This is a genomic window from Brachybacterium phenoliresistens, from assembly GCF_000576425.1.
Classification (GTDB): domain Bacteria; phylum Actinomycetota; class Actinomycetes; order Actinomycetales; family Dermabacteraceae; genus Brachybacterium; species Brachybacterium phenoliresistens.
The window spans coordinates 381,943-406,886 of record NZ_KK069989.1; the positions used below are offsets into that span (position 1 = coordinate 381,943).

Below are 24,944 nucleotides of genomic sequence, written 5' to 3' on the forward strand. Positions count from 1 at the left end.
CATGACCATCTCCACCCCTGAACCGCCCACCGGCCCCGGCGGGTCCGGCGACGCCGCGGGTCCCGCGGCCGATGCCGCCGTCGCCGCGGAGTCCGCGATCGTCGCCGCCCGCTCGCACGCCCCCTGGTACCTGCGCCTGCCCGTGATCAGCCACCTGCGGCGCAGCGTCGGCCTGCAGCGCGGCATGCTCGTGACCGGCCTCGTGCTGGTGCTGGGCCTGCTGCTGACCGCGCTGCTGGTGCCGCTCATCGCCCCCTACGGCTTCGCGCAGACCTCCGCGGACGGCGCCGCCTTCCCCACCCAGGGCGCCCCCTCGGCCGCGCACCCGCTGGGGACCACGGTCACCGGCTTCGACGTGCTCTCCCGCGTCCTGTGGGGCACGCGCACCGCCGTCGCCGTCATGGCCTGCGCCGTCGTCGCCAGCCTGTTCCTCGGCGTGGCGCTCGGCCTGGTGTCCGGGTACGTCGGCGGCTGGCTGGACCGCGTGCTGGTGATGCTGGCCGATGCCATCTACGCCTTCCCGTCCCTGCTGCTGGCCATCGTCATGGCGATCGTGATCTCCGGCGGGCAGTCAAACGCCTGGGGCGGCATCCTCGCCGCGGCGCTGTCGATCACCGTCGTGTTCGTGCCGCAGTACTTCCGGGTGATCCGCGCCGAGGTGGTGCGGCTGAAGGCCGAGCCCTTCGTCGAGGCCGCGAAGGTCGTCGGCACCGGGCACGGCCGCATCATGGGCACCCACCTGCTGCGCAACGCCACCCGCACCCTGCCGCTGATCTTCACGCTCAACAGCTCCGAGGCGATCCTCACCCTCGCCGCGCTCGGCTTCCTCGGCTTCGGCATCGAGCCGACCAGCGCCGCCGAATGGGGCTACGACCTCAACCGCGCCATGTCCGATGCCACCAGCGGCATCTGGTGGACGGGCCTGTTCCCGGGCCTGGCCATCGTGCTCGCCGTGCTCGGCGTGACGCTGGTCGGCGAATCCGTCAACGACCTCAACGACCCGCGGCTGCGCACCCGCCGCGCCCGCCGACCGCGCCCCGCCGCGGCGGCCCGGAAGGCGGCCTCATGACCCCGCAGAGCACCCCGACCCCCGAGGACCGGCCCGCCTCCTCGACCCCGCAGCCGGCGGACCCATCGGCCGCGCAGCCGGCGGGCCCATCGGCCGCCGATCCCACGGCCGATCCGCGCCTGGCGATCCGCGACCTCGACGTCCACTTCGCGACCGACGGCGGGGACGTCCACGCCGTCGCCGGGGTGAGCCTCGAGGTCGCCCCCGGCGAGATCCTCGCGATCGTCGGCGAGTCCGGATCCGGCAAGTCCGTCACCGCCCGCTCCATCCTGGGCCTGCTGCCGGAGACGGCCGATGCCTCCGGTGCGGTGCTCGTCTCCGGCACCGACGTGGTGGGCCTGTCCGGAGCGCGGCTGCGGGCGCTGCGCGGCGAGGACGTCTCCATGATCTTCCAGGAGCCCTCCAGCGCGATGAACCCCGTCTTCCCCATCTGGTGGCAGATCGGGGAGGGGCTGCGCGCCCACGAGAAGGGGCTCGGCCGCAAGGAGATCCGCCGGCGCAGCGTCGAGGCCCTCGAGGCCGTCGGCATCCCCGACGCCGCCGAGCGCATCGACCGCTTCCCCCACGAGTTCTCCGGCGGGCAGAAGCAGCGCATCATGATCGCGATGGCCCTGGCCCTCGGGGCGGAGCTGATCGTCGCCGACGAGCCGACGACCGCCCTGGACGTCACCGTGCAGGCCGAGATCCTGGACCTGCTGCGGGACGTCCGCGACCGCTTCGGCACCTCGATCATCGTCATCACCCACAACATGGGCGTCGTCGCCGACCTCGCCGACTCCGTCGCGGTGATGTACCGCGGGCGCGTCATCGAGCGCGCCGGGGTGCGCGAGCTGTTCGCCTCCCCGCGCGAGGAGTACACCCGCACGCTCCTGGCGGCCGTCCCGCACCTGGGCCGCCGCAGCGCCTGGACCGCCCTGGAGCCCGCCCAGCAGCAGGCAATCGAGGAGGCCGAGCCGGTGGTCGAGGCCCGCGGCCTCGTCGTCGAGTACCCCGGGCGGCTGGGCCGGGCGGCGTTCCGCGCGGTCAAGGGCGTGGACCTCACCATCCGCGCCGGCGAGGTGTACGGGCTGGTGGGGGAGTCGGGGTCCGGCAAGACCACCATCGGCCGGGCGATCGCCGGGCTCGAGCGGACCACCGACGGCAGCCTGCAGGTGCTGGGCCACGAGATGCGCGGGGTGCGGGAGCGGGACTTCAAGCCCGTGCGCCGGCGCATCGGCTTCGTGTTCCAGGACCCGGCGACGTCCTTCAACCCGCACCTGACCATCGAGGAGTGCATCGCCGAGCCGCTGATCGTGCACGAGCGCGGCATCGGCGCGGCCGAGAGGTCCCGTCGGGTGCGCGAGCTGCTGGACTCCGTCGAGCTGCCCGGCGCGTACGCCGGCCGCTACCCGCACGAGCTCTCCGGCGGGCAGCGCCAGCGGGTCTCCCTCGCGCGGGCCCTCGTGCTCGAGCCCGAGCTGCTGATCGCCGATGAGCCCACCAGCGCCCTGGACGTGTCCGTGCAGGCCACGGTCCTGGAGCTGTTCCGGGAGCTGCAGGCGCGCAAGGGCTTCGCCGCGCTGTTCATCAGCCACGACCTCGCGGTGGTGGACTCGCTCGCCCACCGCATCGGCGTGCTGCTGCGCGGCGAGCTCGTCGAGGACGGCCACGGGCCCGATGTGCTCCAGCGGCCCGCGCACGACTACACGCGCCGGCTCATCGCCTCGCTGCCCGTGCCCGACCCGATCGAGCAGGAGCAGCGGCGCCGCGCCTTCGCGGCCCGGTGGGGCGCCGGCGCAGGAGCGGCCTGAGGCGCGGCGGTCAGCTGTCGGCGCGGACCAGGGCGCCGTCCTCGACCCGGAACGAGGACTGCAGGGCGTGCGGCTCGCACTCCTCGCCGTTGGGGCTGTTGGTCACGGGCGCCCCGAGCTCCTCGGCCGCGACGGTCCGCTCCCCGGAGGGCCCGGTGAAGACGAGCTCGACGGAGGTCAGCGAGCGCATCCCCATGGGGGCGACGATGACGCTGGTGAACGCGGTGCCGTCCTCGCTCCAGGCCTGCTCCCCGAGCTGCTGGACGCGGACCACCTGCTGGGTGCCGTCGCTCACCCGCAGCGTCGCCGTGGTGGCATCGCCGGCGGCCTCCTCGGAGAAGCGGACGAAGACGCCGTCGTCCGCGCCGATGGCCGTGCAGGCGATGCCCGGCCCCCAGGGGCCCGCGTCCTTCCGCAGCCAGCCGGCGACCCCGGCGCCGCCCAGGGCCAGGCCGAGCACGAACGTGAGCGTGGCGGCGATGACCGTGCGGCGCAGCGAGGCGGGCCGGGCGGGGGCGGCATCGGAGTCCATACTTCAGGGTATGACCGGACATCACCCCTGACGATGGCGAGGGCATAACGATCCGGCCCCGACCCGGCCCGTCGTCGACCCGGCCCGTCGCTGTCGGGCGCGGGGCGCCGGGCCGTCACTCGCTCAGACGCCGGTACCGGTGGAGGCGTCGCACCCCGGGCGCGACCGAGCCCTCGGGCGCCGCGAGCGCCCGCTCCAGGCGTGCGCGGACATCGGCCGCATCCAGGTGCAGCCCGATCGCGACCAGCCCCGGCGTCGAGGCGTCGGCCGCGGCCGGGGCGGGGGCGACGTGCACGTGCCGGCCCACCAGGTTCAGCACGTGGCGGCGCGTGCGCGACCCGCTCGCCACCTCGATGACGCCCTTCATGCGGTAGACGCCTGCCGGCGGATCCTCGAACAGGTCCAGCACGCGACCCGGATCGACCGGCTCCGCGGCGGCGACGGTCACCGCCTCGGCGTGCTCGTGGTGATGCTCCGCCTCGTGCTCGGCCCGCTCCTGGCGGGTGATGGCCGCCAGCGGCAGCTGGCCCTCCGGGTCCTCGTCGCGGGCCACATCGGCCACGAGCGCCGCATCGATGCTGCCGTGCGGCGCCTCGACCACGCTGACCTGCGGGTTGCGGGCGCGGACGCGCTCGGTGATCGCGGCGAGGGTGCTCTCGCGCTCCGAGGCGGGGAGCAGGGCGGTCTTGGTGACGACCACCAGCGAGGCCGCCTCGAAGCGGACCGGGGGCCGGCCCGGGCGGCCGTCGGCCCCGCGCACGTCGACCGTCTCGAAGTAGTGGGTGGCGTCGACGACCTCGATGATCCCGCCCGGCCGGGTGCGCTCGGCGGAGGTGAAGCGGATCAGCCGCGCGACCGCCAGCGGCTCGGCCGCACCGCTGGCCTCGACGATGATCGCGTCCAGACCCAGCCGCGGGTCCGAGAGCTTCTCGAGCGCCTCGTCCAGGCCGCCGTGGTCGGGCAGGCAGCACACGCATCCGCCGGCGATCGAGGCCGCCTCGTCGACCTGGCCGGTGACCAGGGCCGCGTCGACGTTGATGGCGCCGAAGTCGTTGATCACCACGCCGAACCGGGCGCCCGGGGCGCGCAGCAGGGAATTGAGGATGGTCGTCTTGCCCGCCCCGAGGAACCCGGTCAGGGCGATCACGGGCACGGTGGGGACGTCGGATGCGGCGGGCATCGGATCCTCTCGGGTCGGGTCGGGTCGGGACGGGATGGGACGGGACGGGACGGGACGGGACCGGACGGGTCGGATCGGGCGGGTCGGTCGGATGGGCCGGCACCCACCTTAACGGGAATGGTTCGCAATCAGCGGGTGTCGTTCCCCGATCGGCCCCGACGGCCCCGCCCGGCCCGGGAGGATCGCCCCGAGGCGATGTGTCGATCCGCGCCGGCCCGTGCGACAGCATGATGAGGACGGCGAGAGACGCCGTCCCTCAGGAGGAGGAATCCCATGGCCCGCTACACCGTGTTCCTGTACAAGCCGTCCGATGCTCCCGAGGTCGATCCCGAGACCCTCGCGGCGCAGCTCGCCGAGCACGACGCCTACGCCCGCGAGATGCTCGAGGAGGGGGTGATGATCTTCGGAAGCCCGCTCGAGGACCACGACGCCACCACCTCGATCCGCGCCGACAGCCTCGTGGACGGGCCGTTCGTCGAGGTCAACGAGGTGATTGTCGGGTTCTACGTCCTCGAGGTCCCCGACCTCGACGCCGCCGTCGCGATCGCGCGCCGCAACCCCATCCTGCACCAGGGCGGCGGGGTCGAGATCCGGCCGATGCCCGGCGAGGACGGCCCCGGCACCGCCGAGGACGCCCCGGCGTGAGCGGTCCCGGCGCACGCCGACCCGGCACGCCGGGCAGCGGCGGCTCCCCTCGCGGTGCCGCCGCTGCGGCGCGCGACGCGGAGGTCGCCGCCGCGGTCGCCGCCGCGCACCGCGAGCACTGGGGCTCCGTGCTCGCCGCGACCGCGGGCCTGACCCGGGACCTCGACCTGGCCGAGGACTGCGTGCAGGAGGCATTCGTCCAGGCCCTCAGCGCCTGGCGGGAGGACGGCGTCCCCGGCAGCCCCGGCGGCTGGCTCGCCACGACGGCGCGGCGCCGCGCCCTGGACGCCCTGCGCCGCGGCGAGACCCTGCGCCGGAAGCTGCCCCTGCTGGTCTGGGACGAGACGGCCCCGTCGGCGGAGACGGAGGGGGACGCGGAGGCGCAGCGGGACGCGCCGGCGGAGGGGGATGCGGCCCGCCCTGCGCGGATCGCCGACGAGGAGCGCGCGGTGGTGCGCGACGAGCAGCTGCGGCTGATCTTCCTCGCCGCGCACCCGGCGCTCGCGCCCGAGGCCCGGGTCGCGCTCACCCTCCGCCTGGTCGGCGGCCTGACCACCGCGCAGATCGCCGCCGCGTTCCTCGTCGGCGAGACCGCCATGGCCGCCCGCCTGACCCGGGCCAAGAAGCGCATCGTGCTCAGCCGCATCCCCTGCCGGGTGCCGGGCGCGGGGGAGATCGACGCCCGACTGGTCGACGTCCTGGACGTGGTCTCCGTGCTCCTGGCCACGGGGGAGAGGGCCGGCGGCGAGGACGTGCTCGACGCCGCGGTGCGGATCCTCGAGGTCCTCGCCGCGCTGCGCCCCCGGCACCCCGAGGTGCAGGGCCTGCTCGCCCAGGCCCTGCTGTTGAAGGCTCGCGCCGCCACCCGCCACGACGCGCGCGGCCGCCCCGTCGCCCTGGCCCTGCAGGATCGCGGCGCCTGGGACCGCGGCCTCGTCCAGCGGGCCGACGCCCTCGTCATCGAGGCGCTCGCCGGCGGCGGGCGCGGTCCCTACCTGCTGCAGGGCGCGATCGCCGCCGCCGTCGCGGTCCCCGCGCGGCACGAGGACGTCGACTGGGAGGAGGTGGTCGCGCTGTACGACGCGCTGCTGGGGCACTGGCCGACGGCCATCGTGCGGCTGGGGCGGATCGTCGCCCTCGGCGAGGCGCGCGGCGCCGCGGCGGCCCTCGCCCAGCTCGAGACGCTGGGGGCGGAGCTCGACGAGCATCGGCCCTTCCATGTGATCCGGGCGGAGCTGCTGGGGCGCATCGGCGCGCACGAGCAGGCGGCCGAGGCGCTGCGCACCGCCCTGGAGCGGCGGGGCCCCGAGGGCGAGTCCGCCCTGCTGCGGGAGCTGGTGCGCGGGGTCTGAGCGCGGCCTCGGCCTCAGGTCGCGACCAGCACCCATTCCCCGTAGAACAGCCCCATCCCCGCGCCGACGCAGACGGCCGCGATGATCCAGAACCGGATGGAGACCGTCACCTGGTTCCAGCCGAGCTTCTCGAAGTGGTGGTGGATGGGCGTCATGAGGAACAGCCTCCGGCCCACGCCGCCGCCGGCGCGCTTGGTGAGCTTGAAGATGCCCACCTGCAGGATCACGGTGACGACCTCGAAGACGAACAGCCCGCCCAGCAGGATCAGCAGCAGCTCGGTGCGGCTGAGGATCGCCAGCCCCGCGAGCGCCCCGCCGAGCCCCAGCGAGCCGGTGTCGCCCATGAACAGGATCGCCGGCGGCGTGTTCCACCACAGGAAGCCGATGCACGCCCCGGCCATGCACGCCGCCACCAGGGCGAGGTCCAACGGGTCGCGCACCTCGTAGCATCCGGCCACCACGGCGGCGCGGCAGCTCTGCAGGGACTGCCATATCCCGATCATCGTGTAGGCGACCAGGGCCATGGCGCAGGCGCCGGCGGCCTGCCCGTCCAGGCCGTCGGCCAGGTTCACGCCGTTGCTGGCCGCGGTGATCATGAGGACCACCCAGGCCACCAGCAGGATCGTGCCCAGGATCGCGCCCGCGAAGGCGAGGTCGATCGCGGTGTCCCGCACCACCGAGATCCGGAAGCTCGCCGGGGTGGTGCCGTCGCGCGCGAAGCGGGTCGCCAGCAGCGCGAAGACGACCGCCACCAGCGCCTGGCCCAGCAGCTTCTGCCCGGAGCGCAGCCCCAGGGACCGCTCCCGGCGGATCTTCGTCCAGTCGTCGAGGAAGCCGATGAACCCGACGCCCACCATGAGGAACAGCACCAGCAGGCCGGAGATCGTCGGCGCGCTCCAGGTCGCCAGGTGGGCGATCGCGTAGGCGGCGAGGGTCGCGCCGATGATGGCGATGCCGCCCATCTGCGGGGTGCCGCGCTTGCTCTGGTGGCTCTCCGGCCCGTCGACGCGGATGAACTGCGCCCAGCCGCGGCGCTTGGCCAGCCCGGCGTAGTACCGGGTCCCCACGAGGCCGATGATCACGGCGGCGAGGGCGCCCAGGAGGATCAGGCCCACGGCAGCCCCGTCCCGCCGCGGAGCACGACGGGGCGGACGTCGTGGGGATCGCGTTCGCGACAGGGCACGGGCACCTCCTGGAGACCGGGTCAGGGCGTCAATCTACGCCGAGGGCCTGCGCCGACGGGCATGCGTCCTTCCGGCGCGGGGCCGCGGCGCCGGGCCGGGACCGCCGGTGGCGAGGGCCGCGGATATCGTGGGCCGGGTGATCCGAGCCCTGCGCCTCCTCGCCGCGGGCGCCGTCCTGGTGCTCGCCGCGTGCGGGACGGGCGACGCGCCCGCCCTCGACCCCGAGGGCGCTGGCCTGCGGGCCCTGCCCTCCCCGGGGGACTTCGACTATCAGCTGGGTGGTGCCTACGACCCGGGCCCGGGCGGCGGGCCGGAGCGGATCGACGTGGTGGTGCGCGATGCGGGCGAGCCGCCCCTGCCCGGCGCCTACAGCATCTGCTACGTCAACGGCTTCCAGACCCAGCCCGATCAGGCCGCGCTGTGGCAGGAGCGGCCCGAGACCCTGCTGCGCGATGACGCGGGCGCCCCGGTGCACGATCCCGACTGGCCCGACGAGATGATCCTGGACCCCTCGAGCGCCGGGCAGCGCGAGCGGATCCTCGAGGTCATCGGCTCCGAGATCCGCGGCTGCGCGGACGCCGGCTACGACGCCGTCGAGATCGACAACCTGGACACCGCCGCCCGCTTCCCGCAGATCGACCAGGACGGCGCGCTCGCGCTCGCTGCCTCGTACGTCGGGATCGCGCACGAGGAGGGCCTGGCCATCGGCCAGAAGAACGCGGCCGAGCTCTCCGGCCGCGCCCAGGGGGAGCTCGGGTTCGACCTCGCCGTGGTCGAGGAGTGCGGCGCCTACGAGGAATGCGCCGCGTACACCGACGTGTACGGCGACCAGGTGCTCCAGGTCGAGTACCCGGACAGCCTCGCCGCGGCGGGACTGACCTTCGCGCAGGTGTGCGCCCGGGCCGATCGGGCGCCGATGACGATCCTGCGCGACCGCGAGCTGGTCGCGCCCGCGGAGCCGGGATACCGGTACGAGGCCTGCTGAGCCGGTCTCAGGCCAGCCCGGACTGGTAGGCGAACACCACCAGCTGCGCGCGGTCGCGGGCGCCCAGCTTGATCATGGCCCGGCTGACGTGGGTGCGGGCGGTCGCCGGGCTCAGCACCAGGCGATCGGCGATCTCCTGGTTGGTCAGGCCCTGCGCGACCAGGCCCACCACCTCCGCCTCCCGGGCCGTGAGCTGGTCCAGCTGCGGGTGCGGGGAGACGGGGCGCCGCTGCTCGGCGACGAACTCGGCGATCAGGGTGCGGGTGACGCTGGGGGCCAGCAGCGCCCCGCCGTCGACGACGGTGCGGATCGCCTCGAGCAGCCGCGGCGGCGGGGTGTCCTTGAGCAGGAACCCGGAGGCTCCCGCGCGCAGCGCCTCGAAGACGTACTCGTCCCGCTCGAAGGTGGTCAGCACGATCACCCGCACCGCCGCCAGCTCCGGGCGGGCGACGATGCGGCGCGTCGCCTCGAGCCCGTCGATCCCGGGCATGCGGATGTCCATGAGGACCACATCGGGGCGGGCCCGCGCGGCCTCCTCGACCGCGGCCAGACCATCGGCCGCCTCCCCGACGACCTCGAAGCCGTCCTCGGTCTCCAGCAGGGTGCGCAGGCCGATCCGCACCAGGTCCTGGTCGTCGACCAGCAGCACGCGGATCATCGCCCGCCCCGCTCCCGGCCGCGGCGCCCCCAGGGCTTGATCACCGAGATCGCCGCCGCGAACAGCAGCGCCGCGGTGGAGACGACCGGCGGGTAGATCAGCTGCCGGTCGAACACGAAGCGCGCCGAACCGGCGCCGCCGGCCTCCTGCGACGCGGCAGCGGCCTCGGCGAGCTCCGCCACCGAGGGCACCAGCACCACGATCACGAGCACCGTGAGGACCACCGTCAGCACCAGCTTCACGCCCACCCACCAGTAGCGCAGCAGCCCGTACTTCGACCCCAGCCCCAGCACGATCCCGCTGACCAGCGTCGCGACCGCCGCCGCGACCAGCGGCAGGCCGACGAAGACGCCGATCGCCCGGGCCATCACGGCCGATGTCGGGCCATCGGCCCGCAGCGCCGCCGCCACCAGGATCCCCAGGACGACGTCCATGCCCAGCCACGTCCCCATCGCCGCGAGGTGCACGCTCAGCACCGCCTTGCGGGTGCGGGCGCCGAGGCGGGGGACGGCGCGGCGCGCGGCGGGCGTCGTCGGCATCGTCGGCGTGGTGGTCGGGGACATGACCGGCTCCTTCCGGGAACGGACCCTCAGTATCCGCGGGGCGGCATCGGCGGCGCATACGCTCGCGGACGTATCCCGACGTACGCTCCGAGGGCGGCGCACCGGCCGCCCCCGGCGAGGAGGATCGTGGTCATGACATCTTGCCCGCCCCTGCCGCGCCTGCGCGACGTGGCGCTGGCCCTGGTCATCGGCGTGCTGGTGATGGGATCGCTGCGCTGGAGCGGCCGATGGGGCCCGCCCGGGCCGTGGGACGGCGGGCCGATGCCGCCCGGCGGCTCGGACGGCGCCCCGATCGGGGCCGGGGCGTTCGTCCTGGCCGGGCTGGCGGTCCTCGCGGTCGCGATCCGCCGCTGGCCGCTGCCTGCGTTCGCGCTCGCCGTCCTGGCGACGTCCTCGTATCTCCTGGCGGGCTTCCCCTACGGGCCGATCCTGCTGCCGGTGGTCGTCACCTCGTACGGCCTGGGCCGGCACGTCCGGCTGCCGCAGGCGGCGATCGCCGCCGGGGCCGGGATCCTGCTGCTGCTCGCCCATGTGCTGGTGCGCTCCTCGCCGGTGGACGGGCTGGTCGCGGTGCTGCCTGGCTCGGCCTGGGTGGTGGTGCCCTTCAGCATCGGGCTCGCACGGCGCCTGGTGCGCGAGGCCTCCCGGCGCCAGCAGGCCGAGGCCGAGCGCCGCGCCCTGGACGCCGAGCGGCTGCGGCTGGCCTCCGAGGTCCACGACGTGGTCGGCCACGGGCTGGCGGCGATCCAGATGCATGCCGACATCGCCCTGCACGTGCGCGACCGCCGGCCCGAGCAGGCGCACGTGGCCCTCGAGGCCATCAGCCGGGCCAGCGCCGATGCCCTCGCCGAGCTGCGCGCCACCCTCGCCGCGATCGCGCCCGAGGGCGAGCCGGGGGACGACGCCGCCCACGCGCCCACCCCGGGCCTGGACCGGGTGGCGGACCTCTGCGCCCGCATGCGGGAGGCCGGCATCGCCGTGGACCTCGAGATCGCGGGGACCCGGCGGGCCGTGCCGCCGGCGGTCGACGTCGCCGCCTACCGGATCGTGCAGGAATCCCTGACCAACGTCGTCAAGCACGCCTCCGAGCGCCGCGCCGACGTGCGCGTGGCCTATGCCGACGGCGCCATCGAGCTCGAGGTGACCAACGCCCTGGACGGCGCGGGCGAGGTGCGCGAGGGCTTCGGGATCACCGGCATCCGCCGGCGGGTGCGCGACGTCGGCGGGCAGGTCGACATCGGCCCCGGGGCGGGCACGTTCCGCGTCCGGGCGAGCCTGCCCACCTGACCTGACCTGACTCGACCTGACCTGACCTGGGCTGCCGGCCGGCGACGCGGCGTCGGGTGCGCGCGCCGGGGCGGGCCGCCGGCACTGCGTCCGGGGACGTAGTGCAGGTGCCGCTCCTGGGCCGATGGGCGGCGGCGCTCTCGCGGCGAGAGTGGACGCACCATCGACCGAGAGGACACGTCATGCTCACCGACGCACTGACCCTGATCACCGCCTACGGCCCCCACTGGGGAGACGGATCCGGCCCCGGCCCCGTCTTCTTCCCGCTCATCCCCATCGTGTTCTGGCTGCTCGTGATCGCCGGCGTGATCACGGCGATCGTGCTGCGGGGCCGCCGGGCCCGCTCCGCCCCGCGCCGCGAGGCGGAGACCCGGCTCGCCACCCGTTTCGCCGCCGGCGAGATCGACGAGGACGAGTTCCGCACCCGCCGCGCCGTGCTGCGCGAGAAGGGCTGACCCGGCGACGCCCGGCTGCCCGCCCGCCCGTCGGCGCCCTACCGAAAGTCACCCTGGCTTCCCTCTGAGACCCCTGGATGGATGCCCGGGTGACTTTCTGGCTGCACGCGGCACGCCGCATGCGCCGGCCGGGCCGGTCGTCGGCGGGCGGTCGGGACGGCTTATCCACAATCCGTTCGAACGTGTGGCGGCGGTGCTCGCGGACGACCACCCTGGAGGTGGCCGAATGAGAGGAATCGCCATGGGACTGTTCGACCCCACCCCGGAGGACCACCGGGACTACGCCATCCGCGAGGCCCTGCGGGAGCATGCGATCCTCGACCGGCTCGACCCCGACGGCCCCGAGGACCGCCGCCCCTGGTGGATCGACCAGCAGGAATGGGAGGCGTGCGTGCGCCGGTTCCGCGAGGACTACGACCTGGAGGAATGATTCCGATGCGTACGCGGAGCAGTCCCGTACGGGCGGGATGGTCGCCTGCGTGCTGCAGTCCGCCGCCCGGTATGAACTTCGCCGGATCGGCGTCCGCACCAGAGGGTGCCTCGCCTCGTCCAGGGCCCGCGGGGTAAATCCTGGCCCGCATAGCACCTACTCCGACTGGTTGCTCGAACGGATCCACCGGCTGTACACCGGGTGCGCGTCCGTGCAGCCCATCGCCGAGCAGCTGACCACTGAGGGCATCTCCACCTCGAAGGGCGGCGCCTTGCACGCCTCGATCGTCAGGTCGATGCGCCAAGCCGAGCGGATGGGCGAGCGGATCGGCTGGCCCATGAGGCCGGGGACGTCGCGAATCGATGAGTGCCGGCGCTCGCCCGTCTGGCCACTGGCCTACTGTCATCGAAGGCTCGAATGTCGGTCTGCCCGTGCATCGTGGTCCACGGTGTGTGCGATCAACTGGATGGAGATGGTGATGCAGGTGTTGGAGTCGGTAGCGGCCGTGGTGACTGCGGGAGCCACGGTGCTTCTGGCCATATACGCGTACTCAACGGCGAAGGCGGCAAAGGACACGTTGATGGAGTCCCGTAAGGCTTCGAAGTTATCAGCGCGCCCCTACGTCTCGGTTGCCGTTCTACCCGGGCTGCAAGGAACCGGGAGGTGGGATCTTGTGCTGGAGAACACGGGGCGATCGTTGGCGCGCGATTTGAGAGTCAAGTTGCTGGACGGGGTGAAGCCACTCGAAGGCGGTGTGATCGGTGATGATCTAACGCGATGGCTTTCTCAGCCGCACACTCTCGCGCCGGGCGCGCGCATTCGAATCATGTGGAGATGGAACGAAGGCCGGGAAGGTTCAAGCGCCCAGGCCGATGGGATGCCCTCGCGATCTCGAGTCGCTCTCTCTTATCGCTCGACCGATGGTACGGAGGTCTACGGTGCGGGAGAAGTTTACGAGATTGAAACTGATCTATTTGGCAAGGCGTCTCCTGCTCCGCAACAGGGGAGCCGAGTGGGTCCGTCTCCTTCCGAGAGTCAGCAGACCAGGGCCTTGAAGAACATTGACCGCGCGATCCGAGCCCTGAACACGCATGTGGGCGAACTGCGGCGGTAGTCTTCGAGGCAGCGTCGGTGAGATCGGCGGCGCCTGCGGCGGCCGGAAGCTTGCTCTCCTACACCGGAATCTCCCGCCCCTCCGATCCGTCGTCGACTGGCGGCACGACGGGTAGGTCCTCGCCGGTTGCCGAGTGCCCTCGTCGCCTCTCGTGCGCATGGTCCTGTTCGCTACGTCGTCTCCGACTCTGGGCGCTTCTCGTGGGTGCCCTGCAGCCGCCGGACGGGCCGTCCAGCACGTACATGCCGGTGCGATTGAGGCTGATGCGCAGCATATTGCCGTCGTCGCGTCGGACCGTCTTGGCTTCGGGTCACCGGGCGCGTTTTCTCGTCGCCCCCGCTTGCGCGTTGGTCGTATGCGATCTGCGGATACCGCTGTGACCTGTGGTGGGGCCACGGTCCTCCCCATCCTGGAGGAGTGATGCCGCCCCTGCGGCACCATCCCCCGGTCTGACCGGGAGGTCACCGCCCAGGGGGAGGCGACGGCTCGAGCTCGCGACCAGCGCCGGACGCGGGCACAGCGGCTGCGGGAGGAGGCTCGAGGCCATGACGTCCCGTACCCCTGCCAGGCCGTTCCACGCCCCTCGCCCCGCCCTCGAGCGGACCGCCGTCCTGCCCCGGCTGCTGCCCGCGACCGCCCGACCCGCGCCCTGGAGCTCGTCCGCGTCGACGGCCGCTCCCCGCCGCCGTGGCCTCCCTGCGGGGACCGCGGGCCGCGCGATCGCCGACGGGGGAGCCGGCTCCGGCGGGGTCGCGATCCGCGGGACCGGCGACGTCGCTGCCGGAGCTGAAGCCGCCGCCGAGCAGGGCGGGGCCGACCGGGGGAGCGGCGGCGGCATCGGCCGCCTCGAGTCCCTCGACCTCGTGCGGCTGCTCGCCATCCTCGGGATGATGGCCGCCCACCTCCTCGCGCCGCTGGCGATGGTCGGTGCCGACGGGCTGCAGGGGGCGACGGCGCGCGTCGCGAGCGTGCTGACCGAGGGGCCCGCGTCCACGACCTTCGCGGTGGTCGGCGGCTTCAGCCTGGTGCTGGCCTCCCGCGGCCGGCTGCTCGCCGGGGACCGTCGCGGAGCCGTCCTCGCCGGAGTGCTGCGCGGGGCGCTCGTGGCCGGCATCGGCCTGGTGCTCGGGTTCGTGCCCACCGCCGTGGTCGTGGTGCTGGTGCCCTTCGGCATCGGCATGATGATCACGGCGCCCCTGCTGCTGCTGCGCAGCCGATGGCTGATCGCGATCGCCGCCGTGCTCACCGCCGGCGGCGGGTACCTCAACGCGCTGGTCCGCTCGAGCCTCGGCCAGGTGCAGGAGGTCGGCGCGATCACCCCGCTGAACCTCGCCGAGCCCGTCGTGCTGCTCCGCGGCCTCGCCCTGACCGGCATGTACCCGCTGGTCACCTGGCTGCCGTACCTGCTGCTCGGCGTCGTCCTGATGCGCTCGCTGCTCACGGCCCTCGAGGACGGTCGCGCCCGCCGGTGGTCCGCGCGCGCCCTCGGCATCGCAGCTGCGGTCGCGACGGCGACGTACGGGCTCTCCGCCCTCGCCGGTGCCTGGGCGATCGGTCACGGGGTGGACCCGCTGGCCGTGAGCCTGCACGGCTTCGGCGCCCCGGTCCTCCCGGAGGCCTGGGCCCTCGCCGTGGCCGCCCCGCACAGCGGCTCCCCGGCCGACATGATCGCGACCGCCTCGGTCGCCGTCGCCCTCATCGGCGCCATGACGCTGCTCGTGCCGCCGGGCCGGCACCTGCACGGGACCATCGGCCGTGCACTGCGCGCCGCGGGGGCCGCGCCGCTGACCATCTACACGGTGCACGTGATCCTCACCGGCGTCGCTCTCGTCGTCGCGATGCTGTCCGATCCCGAGGGCGGGTTCATGACGATGCCCTGGTACGTCGCGGGCCTCGGCGTGCTCGCCGTGCACGTCGCGATCGCCCTCGGGATCGGCGCCGCGCTCGCGCGGAGCGGGAGGCGCGGACCGCTCGAGGCGGCGCTCAGCGGAGCCGTCCGCCGAGGCGTCCCGCAGCGGTGACGTCGGCATGCCGTGATCGCGCACGGTCCTCGCCCCGCGCTCCTACACTGCAGCCATGAACGCGGATCCGAAGGACTCCTCGCCCCAGGACCCTCCGCTGTCGGAGGCGGACGGCCCCACCGACTACGCGCGCCATGAGACGAGAGCCGCGCAGCTGGACCGCAACTGGAACGAGATCCTCCAGGAGATCCGCGTGCTGCAGACCGGATCGCAGATCGTCGCGGCCTTCCTCATCGTGCTGCCGTTCCAGTCGCGGTTCGAGATCCTCGACGCCTTCCAGGTGGGCTGGTACCTCGGACTGCTGGTGCTCGCCCTGCTGATCGTGGCCCTGCTGCTGGCCCCGGTGAGCATGCATCGCAGCCTGTTCCGCCGGCGGGTCAAGGACGACATCGTCACCGCCTCGAACCGCATCGTGAAGCTCGCCCTGGTCATGCTGGGGCTGCTGCTGGCCGGGGTCGTCCTGCTGATCTTCGACGTGGTGGTGGGGCGCGGCGCAGGCATCGCGGCCGGCGCCGTGCTGCTCACCATCGTGCTGTGCCTGCAGGTCGTGTACCCGCGGGTGATGGTCGCCCGGAGCTGAGCCCGGCGGTGGGGGCCGGTACCCTCGCGGGCATGGGTACGCCACCGCTCGTGATCGGATCCGCCCAGGGCAGGCCGATGCCGACCCTGCCGACGACGGAGATCGGACTGCGGCGCCTCGGGTCGGCGGCGCTGGGCGGCGGCGCGGTCGTCCTCGTCCTCGCCGCGACCGGCGTGGCCGTCGTCCTCGAGGGCACGGCGCCGGTCACCGCGCTGATCGCGGTGGCGCTGCTGATCGCATGCGCGGCGCCGATGATCCTCACCGGCCGGCGCGTCCTGCGTGCCGTGCACGCCGCACAGGGCGGCCCCGTCCACATCGCCCCGCCCTACGCCTTCCGCGTCGAGAAGGACGAGATCATCTTCCCGCCCTGGTACCGCGGCCGCGGCGAGGTCTGGCTGCTCTCGCAGACCACCCTGCGGAGCCGCCGGACCCGTCGCGGCGCCGTCCTCGAGATGCGGGCTCCTCAGCGTCGACCGCGCCGCTTCTCCCAGTCCGCCCTGGCGCTGCCCGTCGAGGACGTGATCGCCCAGGTCGAGGCTCGCCGCTGAGGCATGCCCGGAGGACGAGGCATGCCCGGATCATGCGTGCCTGGATCAAGAGGCGTGCCCGGATCGGCACGCCTCAGCCGGCGGACGGGCCCTGCTGCTGCGCCACAGCTCCCGCGACCCGGGCGATCTGCGCCGGCCCCACCCGGCAGCAGCCGCCGATCAGCCGGGCGCCCGCCGCCGCCAGCTGCGGGACCGCCCCCGGAAGATCCGCGCCCGGCTCCCCGGGCAGCCAGCGGCGATGCACGTGGTCCCAGATCTCGCCGCTGTTGGGGTACGCCAGCAGCGGCACGTCCAGCTCCTCCGCCAGGATCCGCAGCGCCGCCACCGCATCGGGCACCGGGCAGCAGTTCACGCCGACGGCGATCAGGGAGCTGCCCCGCAGCACCCGGGCCGCCTCGCGCAGGTCCGTGCCGTCGCCGAGGGAGCCCTCGCGCACCGTCATGCTCAGCATCGCCGGAACGGGAAGGCCCTCGAGCTCGCCGGCCAGCGCCTCCACCTCGCGGATGCTGGGCACCGTCTCGGCCAGCAGCACGTCCGCGGCGGTGTCCGCGAGGATTTCCAGCCGCGGCCGATGCCAGGCCGCGAGCTCCCGCGCGCTGAGCCCGTAGGCGCCGTCGTACTCCGTGCCCGCGCCGGGACCCGCTCCGTAGGGGCCGATGGAGGCCGCGACGAGGCGGAGCGCGGACCCGCGGCCCGCCGGCGCCGCACCGGGGTCCGCGTCGCCGCGGGAGCCCTCGGCCCGGGCATCGCTGTCGCCCCCGGCAGCGGCCGGGGCGTCGGCGGCCTGCCGGGCGAGGTCCACGCTGGCCCGCAGCAGCTGCTCGAGCTCCTCCGGGGCGGCTCCCGCGCGCGCCAGACCATCGGCGGTGACCTGGTACGAGCAGCTCGTCGCCACCTGAGCGCCTGCAGCGAAGAAGTCCGCGTGCGCGGCGCGGACCTCCTCCGGGCGCTCCCGCAGGATCTGCGCCGACCACAGCTCTCCGGTGACGTCCAGCCCCCGATCGGCCAGATGGGTGCCCAGCCCGCCGTCCAGCACCCGCGGCGGAGCGCTGCGATCGGCGAGGACATCGGCGAAGGAGGGGGCGGAGGGCGCAGCGGGATTCACCGTTCGAGGGTACGGCCGCGCCGCGCCGTCCCGCGGCCGGCGCCGCCCGCATGAACGCGGATGACACGGCGCGGCGCACGCCGCCCCGCCCCCGGTACCGTTCCTCCGTTCCCGACCCAGGAGGCGCCATGGCCCGCCCCGATGTCCCCCACGGCGCCGCCGGCGCCCCCGCCGCGCTCGTCGCCGAGCCCGCCCGCGACCCATCGGCCGCAGCGCCGGAGGCGGGGGAGGGCGAGCTGCGCTCCGGCCTGCGCCGCACCATGGCCTCGCGCCACCTGGTGATGATCGCCCTCGGCGGCGTGATCGGCTCGGGGCTGTTCGTCTCCTCCGGGTACACGATCTCGCAGGCCGGCCCGCTGGGCGCCGTGCTCGCGTACGTGATCGGCGCCCTGGTGGCCTACATGGTGATGGCGAGCCTCGGAGAGCTGTCCGCGAAGCACCCGGTGGCCGGCGGCTTCCACGCCCACGCCACGCGGAACCTGGGCCCGGCCTGGGGCTTCGCGACCGCGTGGCTGTACTGGCTGTGCTGGGCGGTGGCGCTGGGCAGCGAGTTCACGGCCGCCGGCATCCTCATGCAGCGCTGGTTCCCCGGCGTCGAAGTCTGGGTGTGGTGCCTTGTCTTCGCGTCGCTGCTGTTCGCGATGAACGCCGTCTCCTCCCGGGTGTTCGCCGAGACGGAGTTCTGGTTCTCCCTGGTCAAGGTCGCCGCCGTGGTGGCGATCATCGTCGTCGGCGCCGCGACGATCCTCGGCATCAACCCGGTCGCGGAGGCCGGCACCGGGGGACTGGGCGGCTTCGTCACCGACGAGGGACTGTTCCCCCGCGGGGCCACGGGCGTCCTGGTCACCGTGCTGGCCGTGTTCTACGCCTTCAGCGGCACCGAGCTGATCGGCGTCGCCGCCGGCGAGGCGCGGGACCCCGAGCGCACGATCCCGCGGGCGATCCGCACCGCCGTGATCCGCCTGGCCGTCTTCTTCATCGGCGCGATCGCCGTGATCGCCGCCCTGGTCCCCTTCGAGACCGCCGGCACCGACGAGAGCCCCTTCGTCACCGTGCTGGACCGTGCGGGCCTGCCCGCCGGCGGCGACCTCATGAACTTCGTGATCATCACGGCGCTGCTCTCGGCCGGGAACTCCGGCCTGTACTCCTGCGCGCGGATGCTCCACTCCCTGGGCGCCGAGGGGCAGGCGCCGCGCTGGCTCTCGCGCACCACCGGCCGCGGCATCCCCCTGATCGCCCTGTCGCTGTCGATGCTGGGCGGCCTCGCCTCCCTGCTCACCAGCGTGATCGCCCCGGGCAGCCTCTTCCTGGCGCTCGTGTCCATCGCCGGGTTCGCGGTGGTGGCGGTGTGGATCATCATCTGCGCCTCGCACCTGGGCTTCCGCCGCCGGTACCGGCGCGACGGCGGCGACCTGGCCGACCTCCCGTACCGTGCGCCCCTGTTCCCGGTGCTGCCGATCATCGCGCTGGTGCTGCTGGGCGCCTCGCTCATCGGCGTCGCCCTGGACCCGGCGCAGCGGGCCGCCCTCTGGTGCGGGGTGCCGTTCACCCTCGCCTGCCTGGCCTGGTTCCGCCTGCGCCACGGGCCCGGGGTCTTCTCGCCGCGCTGAGTCCTGCCTATCCCGGGCCGAGGGGCCGGGCCGAGGGGGCGCCGCGCCGCCGGCGTCTGACCGGCGGGTGACCATCGGATGCCGGGACGGTGACGTGCGATGACGCGGCGGGAGCGCTCTCCTAGAGTGCAGGAGCCCCGTCCTCCCGACCCCAGGAGAACCCCCGTGAACTCCCCTCTCGCCCGTCGCACCCTCATCGCCGGCCTCGGCGGCGCCGCCATCGGCACCGCCGCGCTCGCTGCCGTCGCCGCTCCCGCCGGCGCCGCCCCGGTCCCCGCCCGCGGAGGCGGCGCCGCCCTCATCGGGAAGGCGAAGCGGGACCGCCTGCACATCATGAGCTTCAACATCCGCTACGACCGCTCGCGCACCGGCGACACCCAGCCGGGCGACCCCGATCACTGGCCGGACCGCGAGCCCATCCTCATCGACCTCCTCGAGCGCGAGCAGCCCACCGTGCTGGGCGTGCAGGAGGCGCTGTACCACCAGATGGCCGCCGTCGAGAAGGCCCTGCCCGGCCACCGCATGGTCGGCTTCGGCCGCGAGGGCGGCAGCGCCGGCGAGTACTCCGCGATCTTCTACGACACCGCCCGCCTCGAGGTCCTGGCCTGGGACCAGTTCTGGCTCTCCGACACCCCCGACGTGATCGGCTCCGCCACCTGGGGCAACACCGTCACTCGCATCGTCGTGTGGGCGCGGCTGCGCGACCTGGCCAGCGGCACGGAGTTCGCGGTGATCAACACCCACTTCGACCACCGGTCCGAGCCCGCGCGCATCAAGAGCGCCCAGGCCATGATCGACCTGTTCGAGGGCGGCGAGCTCGACCAGCTGCCCACCATCGTCACCGGCGACTTCAACTCCGTCGCCCACGGCTCCGGCGCCTACACCACCCTGGTCGCCGACGGCCCGACCCTCGACACCTGGGACACCGCGGCCGAGCAGCTCACCCCCGCCTGGGGCACCTTCCCCGGGTACGAGGATCCCGTCGAGGGCGGCAGCCGCATCGACTGGGTGCTCGCCACCGGCGACGTCACGGTCCACCAGGCCGCCATCAACGTCCACCGCGACAAGGACGGCTCCTACCCCTCCGACCACGCCCCCGTGCAGGCGCTCGTCCAGCTGCCCTGACCCGTCCCGGCGCGGCGGCCGATAGTCTCCCCCGATGACCGGGAAACCCAGGACCGAGGACGCCGCGCCGGTGCGCCGCATCGACCACGTCGCGATCGCGGCGCATGACGCCGACGCGGCCGCGCAGTACTACGAGGGCACCCTCGGCATGCGGCGGGTGCGGGACGAGGAGGTCGCCGAGACCGGCTCGCGGCTGGTGTGGCTGGAACCGGTGGGCATGCCCGCCGGCGGGGCGCGCTTCCAGATCGTGCAGCCCCTGCGCGACGGCCCCGTGGCCGAGTTCCTCTCCCTCCGCGGGGAGGGGCTGCACCACGTGTGCTTCGCCGTGGACGACGCGGCGGCCTTCCTCGCCGAGCGCGGCGAGGAGGAGTCGGCCCTGTTCACCGGCGGGTTCGGCCTGCCGTGCGCCTTCCTCGGATCCGCGCCGGAGGGCATGGCCGTCGAGATCGTCGAGCCCGCGCCCGGTGCGCAGGCTTCCCCCGTCGACCCCGTCGACCCCGTCGACCCTGTCGGAGCGGAGCACCCGTGGACCTGAGCTTCGTCGCCGCCCTCGTGTCCTGGCGCGGGCCGGCCCCCTTCGTCTTCGCCCCGGCGCCGGAGGACGCGGCCGATGAGATCGCCGATGTCGCCGCGCGCCTCACCTACGGCTGGGGCGCGATCCCGGCGACCGTGCGGCTCACCGCCCTCGACGGCGGCGAGGGGACGCGGCGGACGCCCCGCCCGGGGACGCCGGCATCGCCTACACCACCTCGCTGTTCCCGCGCGAGGGCACCTACTTCGTGCCCGTGAAGGTCGCCGTGCAGCGCGCCGCCGGCGTCGGCGTCGGGGACCGCGTGCGCATCGACCTCCACCTCGAGCTGCGGCGCTGATCCCGTCCGATTCGTCCGTTGTGCCCCGCCGTCCCGATCCGGGCGATACCCTGCGAGCACCGACGACCGAGGAGCCGACCATGTTCGATCTGACGGCGAGCGCCGACCGCGCGGCGGTCCTGGTGGCAGGCGTCTTCGACGCCCAGCTCGAGGACCCCACCCCGTGCCCCGAGATGCGGGTGCGCGAGCTCGTCGCGCACCTGCACGGCCTGGCGATCGCCTTCGGCGACGCCGCCGCCAAGGTCGACGGCCCCACCACCCGCACCCCGCCGGACCCCGCCGCCTCCGTCCTCGTCCCGGACTGGCGCGAGGCCGCCCCGGCGGCCCTCGCCGCGCTGGGCCGCGCCTGGCAGGATCCCGCCGCCTGGGAGGGCATGACGGCCGCCGGCGGCGTGGAGATGCCCGCAGAGGTGACCGCCATGGTCGCCCTCGACGAGCTCGTCCTGCACAGCTGGGATCTCGCCGTCGCCACCGGCCAGAGCTTCGATCCCGACCCCGCCGCCCTCGACATCGCCGAGCAGTTCTGCGCGGACATCGGCGAGGACCCGGCCGAGCGGGCGGGGCTGTTCGGCCCGCGGGTGCCCGTCCCCGAGGGCTCCGGACAGCTGGACCGCGTGCTGGGGCTCTCGGGCCGCGATCCGTTCTGGACCCCGCCGGAGGACTGACGCGCAGCGAACCGTCGCGGCGCGTCAGGCGCCGATGCGCGCGCGGATCGCGAGGACCGCTGCGGCGCGCGCCCATTCGTTGAACTCGAACGGTGCGATCTCCAGGCTGATCAGGGCACCGTTCGGATGGGCGTGCGCGGTGATGGCCTCGTCGATCTCGGCGCGTGCGAGCTCGGTGACGGCGATCCCGTCGCCGGTGACGACGACCTTCTGCGGGTCCAGGGTGTTGGCGAGCGTCGCCGTCGCCGCGCCGAGGGCGCGGCCGGCGATCCGGAACACCTCCAGCGCCTCCTCGTCCCCCGCCCGGGCCAGCGCGACCAGCCCGGGGTAGTCGATCCCGGGGCGCGCAAGGGTGCGCAGCATGGCATCGTTCGTGAGCGCGGCGGAGAAGCAGGCGCGCCGGCAGTACGGGCAGATCGGCCCGTCCTCGCTCAGCGGCAGATGGTCCAGCCGTCCCGCCTTGCCGTGCGTCCCCGTGACGAGCCGGCCGTCGAGGATCATCCCGAACCCCAGGCCGACCCCGACGGTCAGCAGCACCAGGGAGTCGAGGCCGGATCCGACGCCGAAGAGGTGCTCCGCCGCGGTGAGGCAGCGCACGTCGTTCTCGACGTGCGCCGGGATGCCGAGCGCCTCGTCGACCAGGCGGGCCAGGGGCACGCCCTGCCATCCGTGGTACGAGGAGTCGACCATCGCGCCCAGTCCGGGGATCATCCGGACGTCGGCTCCCAGGGCGACGCCGGCCGCGGCGAGGGGCGGGTGCGGTGCCTCGAGGCGCTCTCGTGCCTCCGCGATCTGGGCGACCACCTCCTCGACCGCGCGAGAGCGCAGCGGCTCATCGGCCTCGACGAGGATCTTGGCCGACAGGTCGGTGATGACTGCGTAGAGGCGGTCGCCGGTCAGCTTGATGCCCAGGAAGCTCCAGGCCTCCGGCCGGGCGTGGAGCATCTCCCCGGGGCGTCCGGTCGCCCCGCGCAGCTCCAGGTGCCCCTCGGCAACGAGGCCGTGGTCGACCAGGTCCCGGGCGGCGCGGGTGATGCTCGCGCGGGACATGTCGAGCTCCCGGGCGATCTCGGCGCGGGACCGGGAGCCCCGCGTGAGCAGCGTGCGCAGCGTCCCGCGGTGGACCGGGCTCAGCGGAGGCCAGCCCGGGGCCGGAGATCCGCCGGGCCGGGCCGTGGGGTCTGTCATCGCTGCTCCTTCGCCGGGTGTGGCGACACCCTAGCCGCGCTCGCTGGGGTCCGCGATCGGCGGGCTGCGTCCTCGGCGGGCCCGGTCGGCCGGTCGGCCCGGTCGCCGCCGAGGGCCGGGACAACGTCTTTGTTACATTCGTTGACAAAGAAAAGCGTCGCCTCGTAGCGTGTGCCGCGCGGGAGGCCGGGACCCCGGCCGCGACCCGCGCATCGCTCCATCTCAACGATGAGGACAGGACCATGGCGAACGACGTGAAGACCTCCGCCCTGCGACGGCGGACAGTGCTCAGGACAGGACTGCTCGGCTCGGTATGCGCCGCAGGGCTGCCCCTGCTGAGCGGGTGCGGGGAGATCAGCGGCGGGGAGGGGAGCGTCCAGACGCTCAACGCCGAGCTGGACATCCTCCCCGAGTACGTGGAGTGGCCGCTGCCGACGCAGCCGGATCTGGTGGGGGAGCCGCCGGACCACCCCAGCGCCTACCTCACCTACCCCAGCCCGGTGCCCAAGGCGGTCCCCGAGCCGCACGGCGGCTCCGGGACGTACCGGGTGTACGTGCCGAACTGGGGGCCGGCGATGGCGAAGGACGATCCGTACTACGACGCCATGGCCGAGGCCATGGGCGGGACCCGGATCGAGTTCGTGCAGAACGACCCCAACGCCTACACCGAGGCATCCGTGCAGTGGATCAAGGCGCAGGAGTTCGGGGATGCGATCCTCCTGTTCTCCTGGATGACCGGGGCGGACGCGAACTTCGACCAGACCGTCGTCAACCGCTTCGCGAACCTCTCCGAGGTCCTCGCCGGGGACATCTCGCAGCGGTGGCCGCTGCTGGCAGGGCGCGGCGACGCCGCCTGGGCAGCCTCGGTCTGGGCGGCCGATCCCGAGAACCCGGCCGAGACCTCGGGCATCTACGGCATCCCATGGACGCTCAACGGCGGCCCCGGCAACGGCTTCTTCTACCGCGCGGACCTGCTGCGGGAGGCCGGGCTGGAGGTCCCCACCACCGTCGAGGAGCTGCTCGAGGTGGCGCGCGCCTGGACCGATGATCCCGCGGGCCGATGGGCGATCGGCGGCACGGACTACATGTCCCGGGCCTGGTTCCGCCTCGCCCCCGGCTCCGGATGGATCTGGGACGGCTCGGCCATGGTCCACAACAACGAGCGCTCCGAGTTCGCGGAATGGGTCGCCTTCCAGCGCCAGATCCGCGAGGAGGGCCTGGTCCATCCCTCCGTCGGCACTCCCGAGTTCGACGGCAAGGCGCTGCAGCGCGCCGGCCAGGTCCTCCTGGACCAGGACGGCTGGGCGCGCTGGACCGACATGCCGGCGCAGGTCGCCGCCACCGGCGAGAACCCCGACTTCGACCTGGACGTGCTGGGGCCGCTGACCTTCGAGGGGCGCGAGCCGATGTACCACGGCGCCGGCGGTGTGGCCGGATGGCTGTTCCTCAGCAACCAGCTCGAGAAGGAGCAGATCGAGGAGATCCTCGACGTCGCGAACTGGTGCGCGGCACCCAGCGGCACGGTCGAGGCCGAGATGATCACCTACGGCATCGAGGGCGAGCACTTCGAGCGCGGCGACGACGGTCGCCCGCAGTTCACCGAGGCGGGCATCGCCGCCAAGCAGGACTCCTTCGCCTTCACGGCGATGAGCGGGATGGTCCAGAACCTGCTCGAAGGGCCGGCGGAGATGGTCCAGCGCCGCTTCGACTTCCACGCCTCCGTGCTCCCCGTGCTGGTGAAGGACCAGTTCGAGAATGCGCGCGTGACAGCTCCGGCCGGCGCCTCGGAGGCCGGCACGGTCTTCGACGAGAAGGTCAACGACATCATCTCCGGCCGCGCGGAGCTCAGCAGCCTCGAGGACGCCGTGGCCGCATGGAAGGCCGACGGCGGCGACGCGACCCGCGCCGTCTACGACGAGGTCCGCAAGACCCTGGAAGGGCAGTGACATGGCGCCCTGTCGGATGACGACCGCCCCCGGCGGTCCCCAG

At 74.0% G+C, this 24,944-nt stretch carries 25 protein-coding genes; 18 read left to right on the plus strand and 7 right to left on the minus strand.

The window, feature by feature from the left end:
• Position 1: 1 nt before the first annotated feature.
• Entirely contained in the window at positions 2-1,069 is a 1,068-nt protein-coding gene (locus BF93_RS04785; RefSeq protein ID WP_084148267.1) for an ABC transporter permease, read from the plus strand.
• Positions 1,066-2,859 carry an ABC transporter ATP-binding protein gene (locus BF93_RS04790; RefSeq protein WP_084148268.1) on the plus strand — a complete coding sequence of 598 codons (1,794 nt, stop codon included), beginning with the start codon at positions 1,066-1,068 and terminating at the stop codon, positions 2,857-2,859. The genes BF93_RS04785 and BF93_RS04790 overlap by 4 nt, the downstream gene beginning before the upstream one ends.
• A gap of 10 nt (positions 2,860-2,869) precedes the next feature.
• Here BF93_RS04790 and BF93_RS19515 read toward each other — a convergent pair whose 3' ends face one another.
• Together BF93_RS19515 and BF93_RS04800 are read right to left on the minus strand one after the other, a co-directional pair.
• Positions 2,870-3,391, minus strand: a complete 522-nt coding sequence (locus tag BF93_RS19515; RefSeq protein WP_038370902.1) for a hypothetical protein — start codon at positions 3,389-3,391, stop codon at positions 2,870-2,872.
• 115 nt (positions 3,392-3,506) lie between these two features.
• Positions 3,507-4,571 (minus strand): CobW family GTP-binding protein, encoded by a 1,065-nt coding sequence (locus BF93_RS04800; protein ID WP_038370903.1) that lies wholly within the window; start codon positions 4,569-4,571, stop codon positions 3,507-3,509.
• A gap of 273 nt (positions 4,572-4,844) precedes the next feature.
• On the opposite strand from BF93_RS04800, the gene BF93_RS04805 reads away from it, so the two are divergent.
• Together BF93_RS04805 and BF93_RS04810 are read left to right on the plus strand one after the other, a co-directional pair.
• On the plus strand, positions 4,845-5,216 hold the full coding sequence (locus tag BF93_RS04805; RefSeq protein ID WP_038370904.1) for a YciI family protein: 372 nt from the start codon (positions 4,845-4,847) through the stop codon (positions 5,214-5,216).
• Entirely contained in the window at positions 5,213-6,568 is a 1,356-nt protein-coding gene (locus BF93_RS04810) for an RNA polymerase sigma factor (protein ID WP_051486525.1), read from the plus strand. The genes BF93_RS04805 and BF93_RS04810 overlap by 4 nt, the downstream gene beginning before the upstream one ends.
• 14 nt (positions 6,569-6,582) lie before the next feature.
• Here the strand turns inward: BF93_RS04810 and mraY are convergent, their stop codons facing one another.
• Positions 6,583-7,683, minus strand: a complete 1,101-nt coding sequence (gene mraY, locus BF93_RS04815) for a phospho-N-acetylmuramoyl-pentapeptide-transferase (protein WP_038370907.1) — start codon at positions 7,681-7,683, stop codon at positions 6,583-6,585.
• 205 nt (positions 7,684-7,888) lie between these two features.
• On the opposite strand from mraY, the gene BF93_RS04820 reads away from it, so the two are divergent.
• Positions 7,889-8,737 carry an endo alpha-1,4 polygalactosaminidase gene (locus tag BF93_RS04820; RefSeq protein WP_051486561.1) on the plus strand — a complete coding sequence of 283 codons (849 nt, stop codon included), beginning with the start codon at positions 7,889-7,891 and terminating at the stop codon, positions 8,735-8,737.
• Between the two features lie 7 nt (positions 8,738-8,744).
• On the opposite strand, the gene BF93_RS04825 is transcribed toward BF93_RS04820, so the two are convergent.
• Positions 8,745-9,395 (minus strand): response regulator, encoded by a 651-nt coding sequence (locus tag BF93_RS04825; RefSeq protein WP_038370909.1) that lies wholly within the window; start codon positions 9,393-9,395, stop codon positions 8,745-8,747.
• Positions 9,392-9,958 (minus strand): hypothetical protein, encoded by a 567-nt coding sequence (locus BF93_RS04830; protein WP_198025347.1) that lies wholly within the window; start codon positions 9,956-9,958, stop codon positions 9,392-9,394. Before BF93_RS04830 ends, BF93_RS04825 begins: the two co-directional genes overlap by 4 nt.
• 132 nt (positions 9,959-10,090) lie before the next feature.
• Between BF93_RS04830 and BF93_RS04835 the strand changes: the two genes are divergently transcribed.
• The 6 genes from BF93_RS04835 (at position 10,091) to BF93_RS04865 (ending at position 16,393) form a co-directional block, all read left to right on the plus strand.
• Positions 10,091-11,245 (plus strand): sensor histidine kinase, encoded by a 1,155-nt coding sequence (locus BF93_RS04835; RefSeq protein ID WP_038370910.1) that lies wholly within the window; start codon positions 10,091-10,093, stop codon positions 11,243-11,245.
• Positions 11,246-11,427: 182 nt separating this feature from the next.
• Positions 11,428-11,700 (plus strand): SHOCT domain-containing protein, encoded by a 273-nt coding sequence (locus tag BF93_RS04840; protein WP_051486526.1) that lies wholly within the window; start codon positions 11,428-11,430, stop codon positions 11,698-11,700.
• A gap of 226 nt (positions 11,701-11,926) precedes the next feature.
• Complete coding sequence (locus tag BF93_RS04845; protein ID WP_156954039.1) at positions 11,927-12,130, plus strand: hypothetical protein; 204 nt, start codon at positions 11,927-11,929, stop codon at positions 12,128-12,130.
• Positions 12,131-13,789: 1,659 nt separating this feature from the next.
• Positions 13,790-15,265, plus strand: a complete 1,476-nt coding sequence (locus BF93_RS04855; RefSeq protein ID WP_051486527.1) for a heparan-alpha-glucosaminide N-acetyltransferase domain-containing protein — start codon at positions 13,790-13,792, stop codon at positions 15,263-15,265.
• 55 nt (positions 15,266-15,320) lie between these two features.
• Complete coding sequence (locus tag BF93_RS04860) at positions 15,321-15,845, plus strand: DUF6328 family protein (protein WP_232226193.1); 525 nt, start codon at positions 15,321-15,323, stop codon at positions 15,843-15,845.
• 32 nt (positions 15,846-15,877) lie between these two features.
• Positions 15,878-16,393: a hypothetical protein gene (locus BF93_RS04865; RefSeq protein WP_156954040.1), complete on the plus strand. Its 516-nt coding sequence runs from the start codon at positions 15,878-15,880 to the stop codon at positions 16,391-16,393.
• Positions 16,394-16,466: 73 nt separating this feature from the next.
• Here BF93_RS04865 and mmuM read toward each other — a convergent pair whose 3' ends face one another.
• Complete coding sequence (mmuM, locus tag BF93_RS04870) at positions 16,467-17,498, minus strand: homocysteine S-methyltransferase (RefSeq protein WP_038370917.1); 1,032 nt, start codon at positions 17,496-17,498, stop codon at positions 16,467-16,469.
• Positions 17,499-17,626: 128 nt separating this feature from the next.
• Here mmuM and BF93_RS04875 point away from each other — a divergent pair, with 128 nt between their 5' ends.
• The 6 genes from BF93_RS04875 (at position 17,627) to BF93_RS04895 (ending at position 21,767) form a co-directional block, all read left to right on the plus strand.
• Entirely contained in the window at positions 17,627-19,108 is a 1,482-nt protein-coding gene (locus tag BF93_RS04875) for an amino acid permease (protein ID WP_084148270.1), read from the plus strand.
• Positions 19,109-19,273: 165 nt separating this feature from the next.
• A complete protein-coding gene (locus tag BF93_RS04880; protein WP_232226194.1) occupies positions 19,274-20,233 on the plus strand; it encodes an endonuclease/exonuclease/phosphatase family protein in 960 nt (319 codons plus the stop codon).
• 34 nt (positions 20,234-20,267) lie between these two features.
• Positions 20,268-20,768 carry a VOC family protein gene (locus BF93_RS18835; protein WP_084148272.1) on the plus strand — a complete coding sequence of 167 codons (501 nt, stop codon included), beginning with the start codon at positions 20,268-20,270 and terminating at the stop codon, positions 20,766-20,768.
• On the plus strand, positions 20,759-21,022 hold the full coding sequence (locus BF93_RS04890; RefSeq protein ID WP_051486529.1) for a DUF1905 domain-containing protein: 264 nt from the start codon (positions 20,759-20,761) through the stop codon (positions 21,020-21,022). The genes BF93_RS18835 and BF93_RS04890 overlap by 10 nt, the downstream gene beginning before the upstream one ends.
• Complete coding sequence (locus BF93_RS19945) at positions 21,013-21,102, plus strand: hypothetical protein (protein ID WP_232226195.1); 90 nt, start codon at positions 21,013-21,015, stop codon at positions 21,100-21,102. The genes BF93_RS04890 and BF93_RS19945 overlap by 10 nt, the downstream gene beginning before the upstream one ends.
• Positions 21,103-21,182: 80 nt before the next feature.
• The gene (locus BF93_RS04895; RefSeq protein WP_038370918.1) at positions 21,183-21,767 is read left to right on the plus strand and encodes a TIGR03086 family metal-binding protein; all 585 of its coding nucleotides are present in this window, start codon (positions 21,183-21,185) and stop codon (positions 21,765-21,767) included.
• A gap of 24 nt (positions 21,768-21,791) precedes the next feature.
• Here BF93_RS04895 and BF93_RS04900 read toward each other — a convergent pair whose 3' ends face one another.
• Positions 21,792-22,955, minus strand: coding sequence for an ROK family transcriptional regulator (locus BF93_RS04900; protein WP_084148273.1), 1,164 nt, complete (start codon positions 22,953-22,955; stop codon positions 21,792-21,794).
• Between the two features lie 242 nt (positions 22,956-23,197).
• Between BF93_RS04900 and BF93_RS04910 the strand changes: the two genes are divergently transcribed.
• The gene (locus BF93_RS04910) at positions 23,198-24,901 is read left to right on the plus strand and encodes a type 2 periplasmic-binding domain-containing protein (protein WP_038370922.1); all 1,704 of its coding nucleotides are present in this window, start codon (positions 23,198-23,200) and stop codon (positions 24,899-24,901) included.
• Positions 24,902-24,944 lie beyond the last annotated feature (43 nt).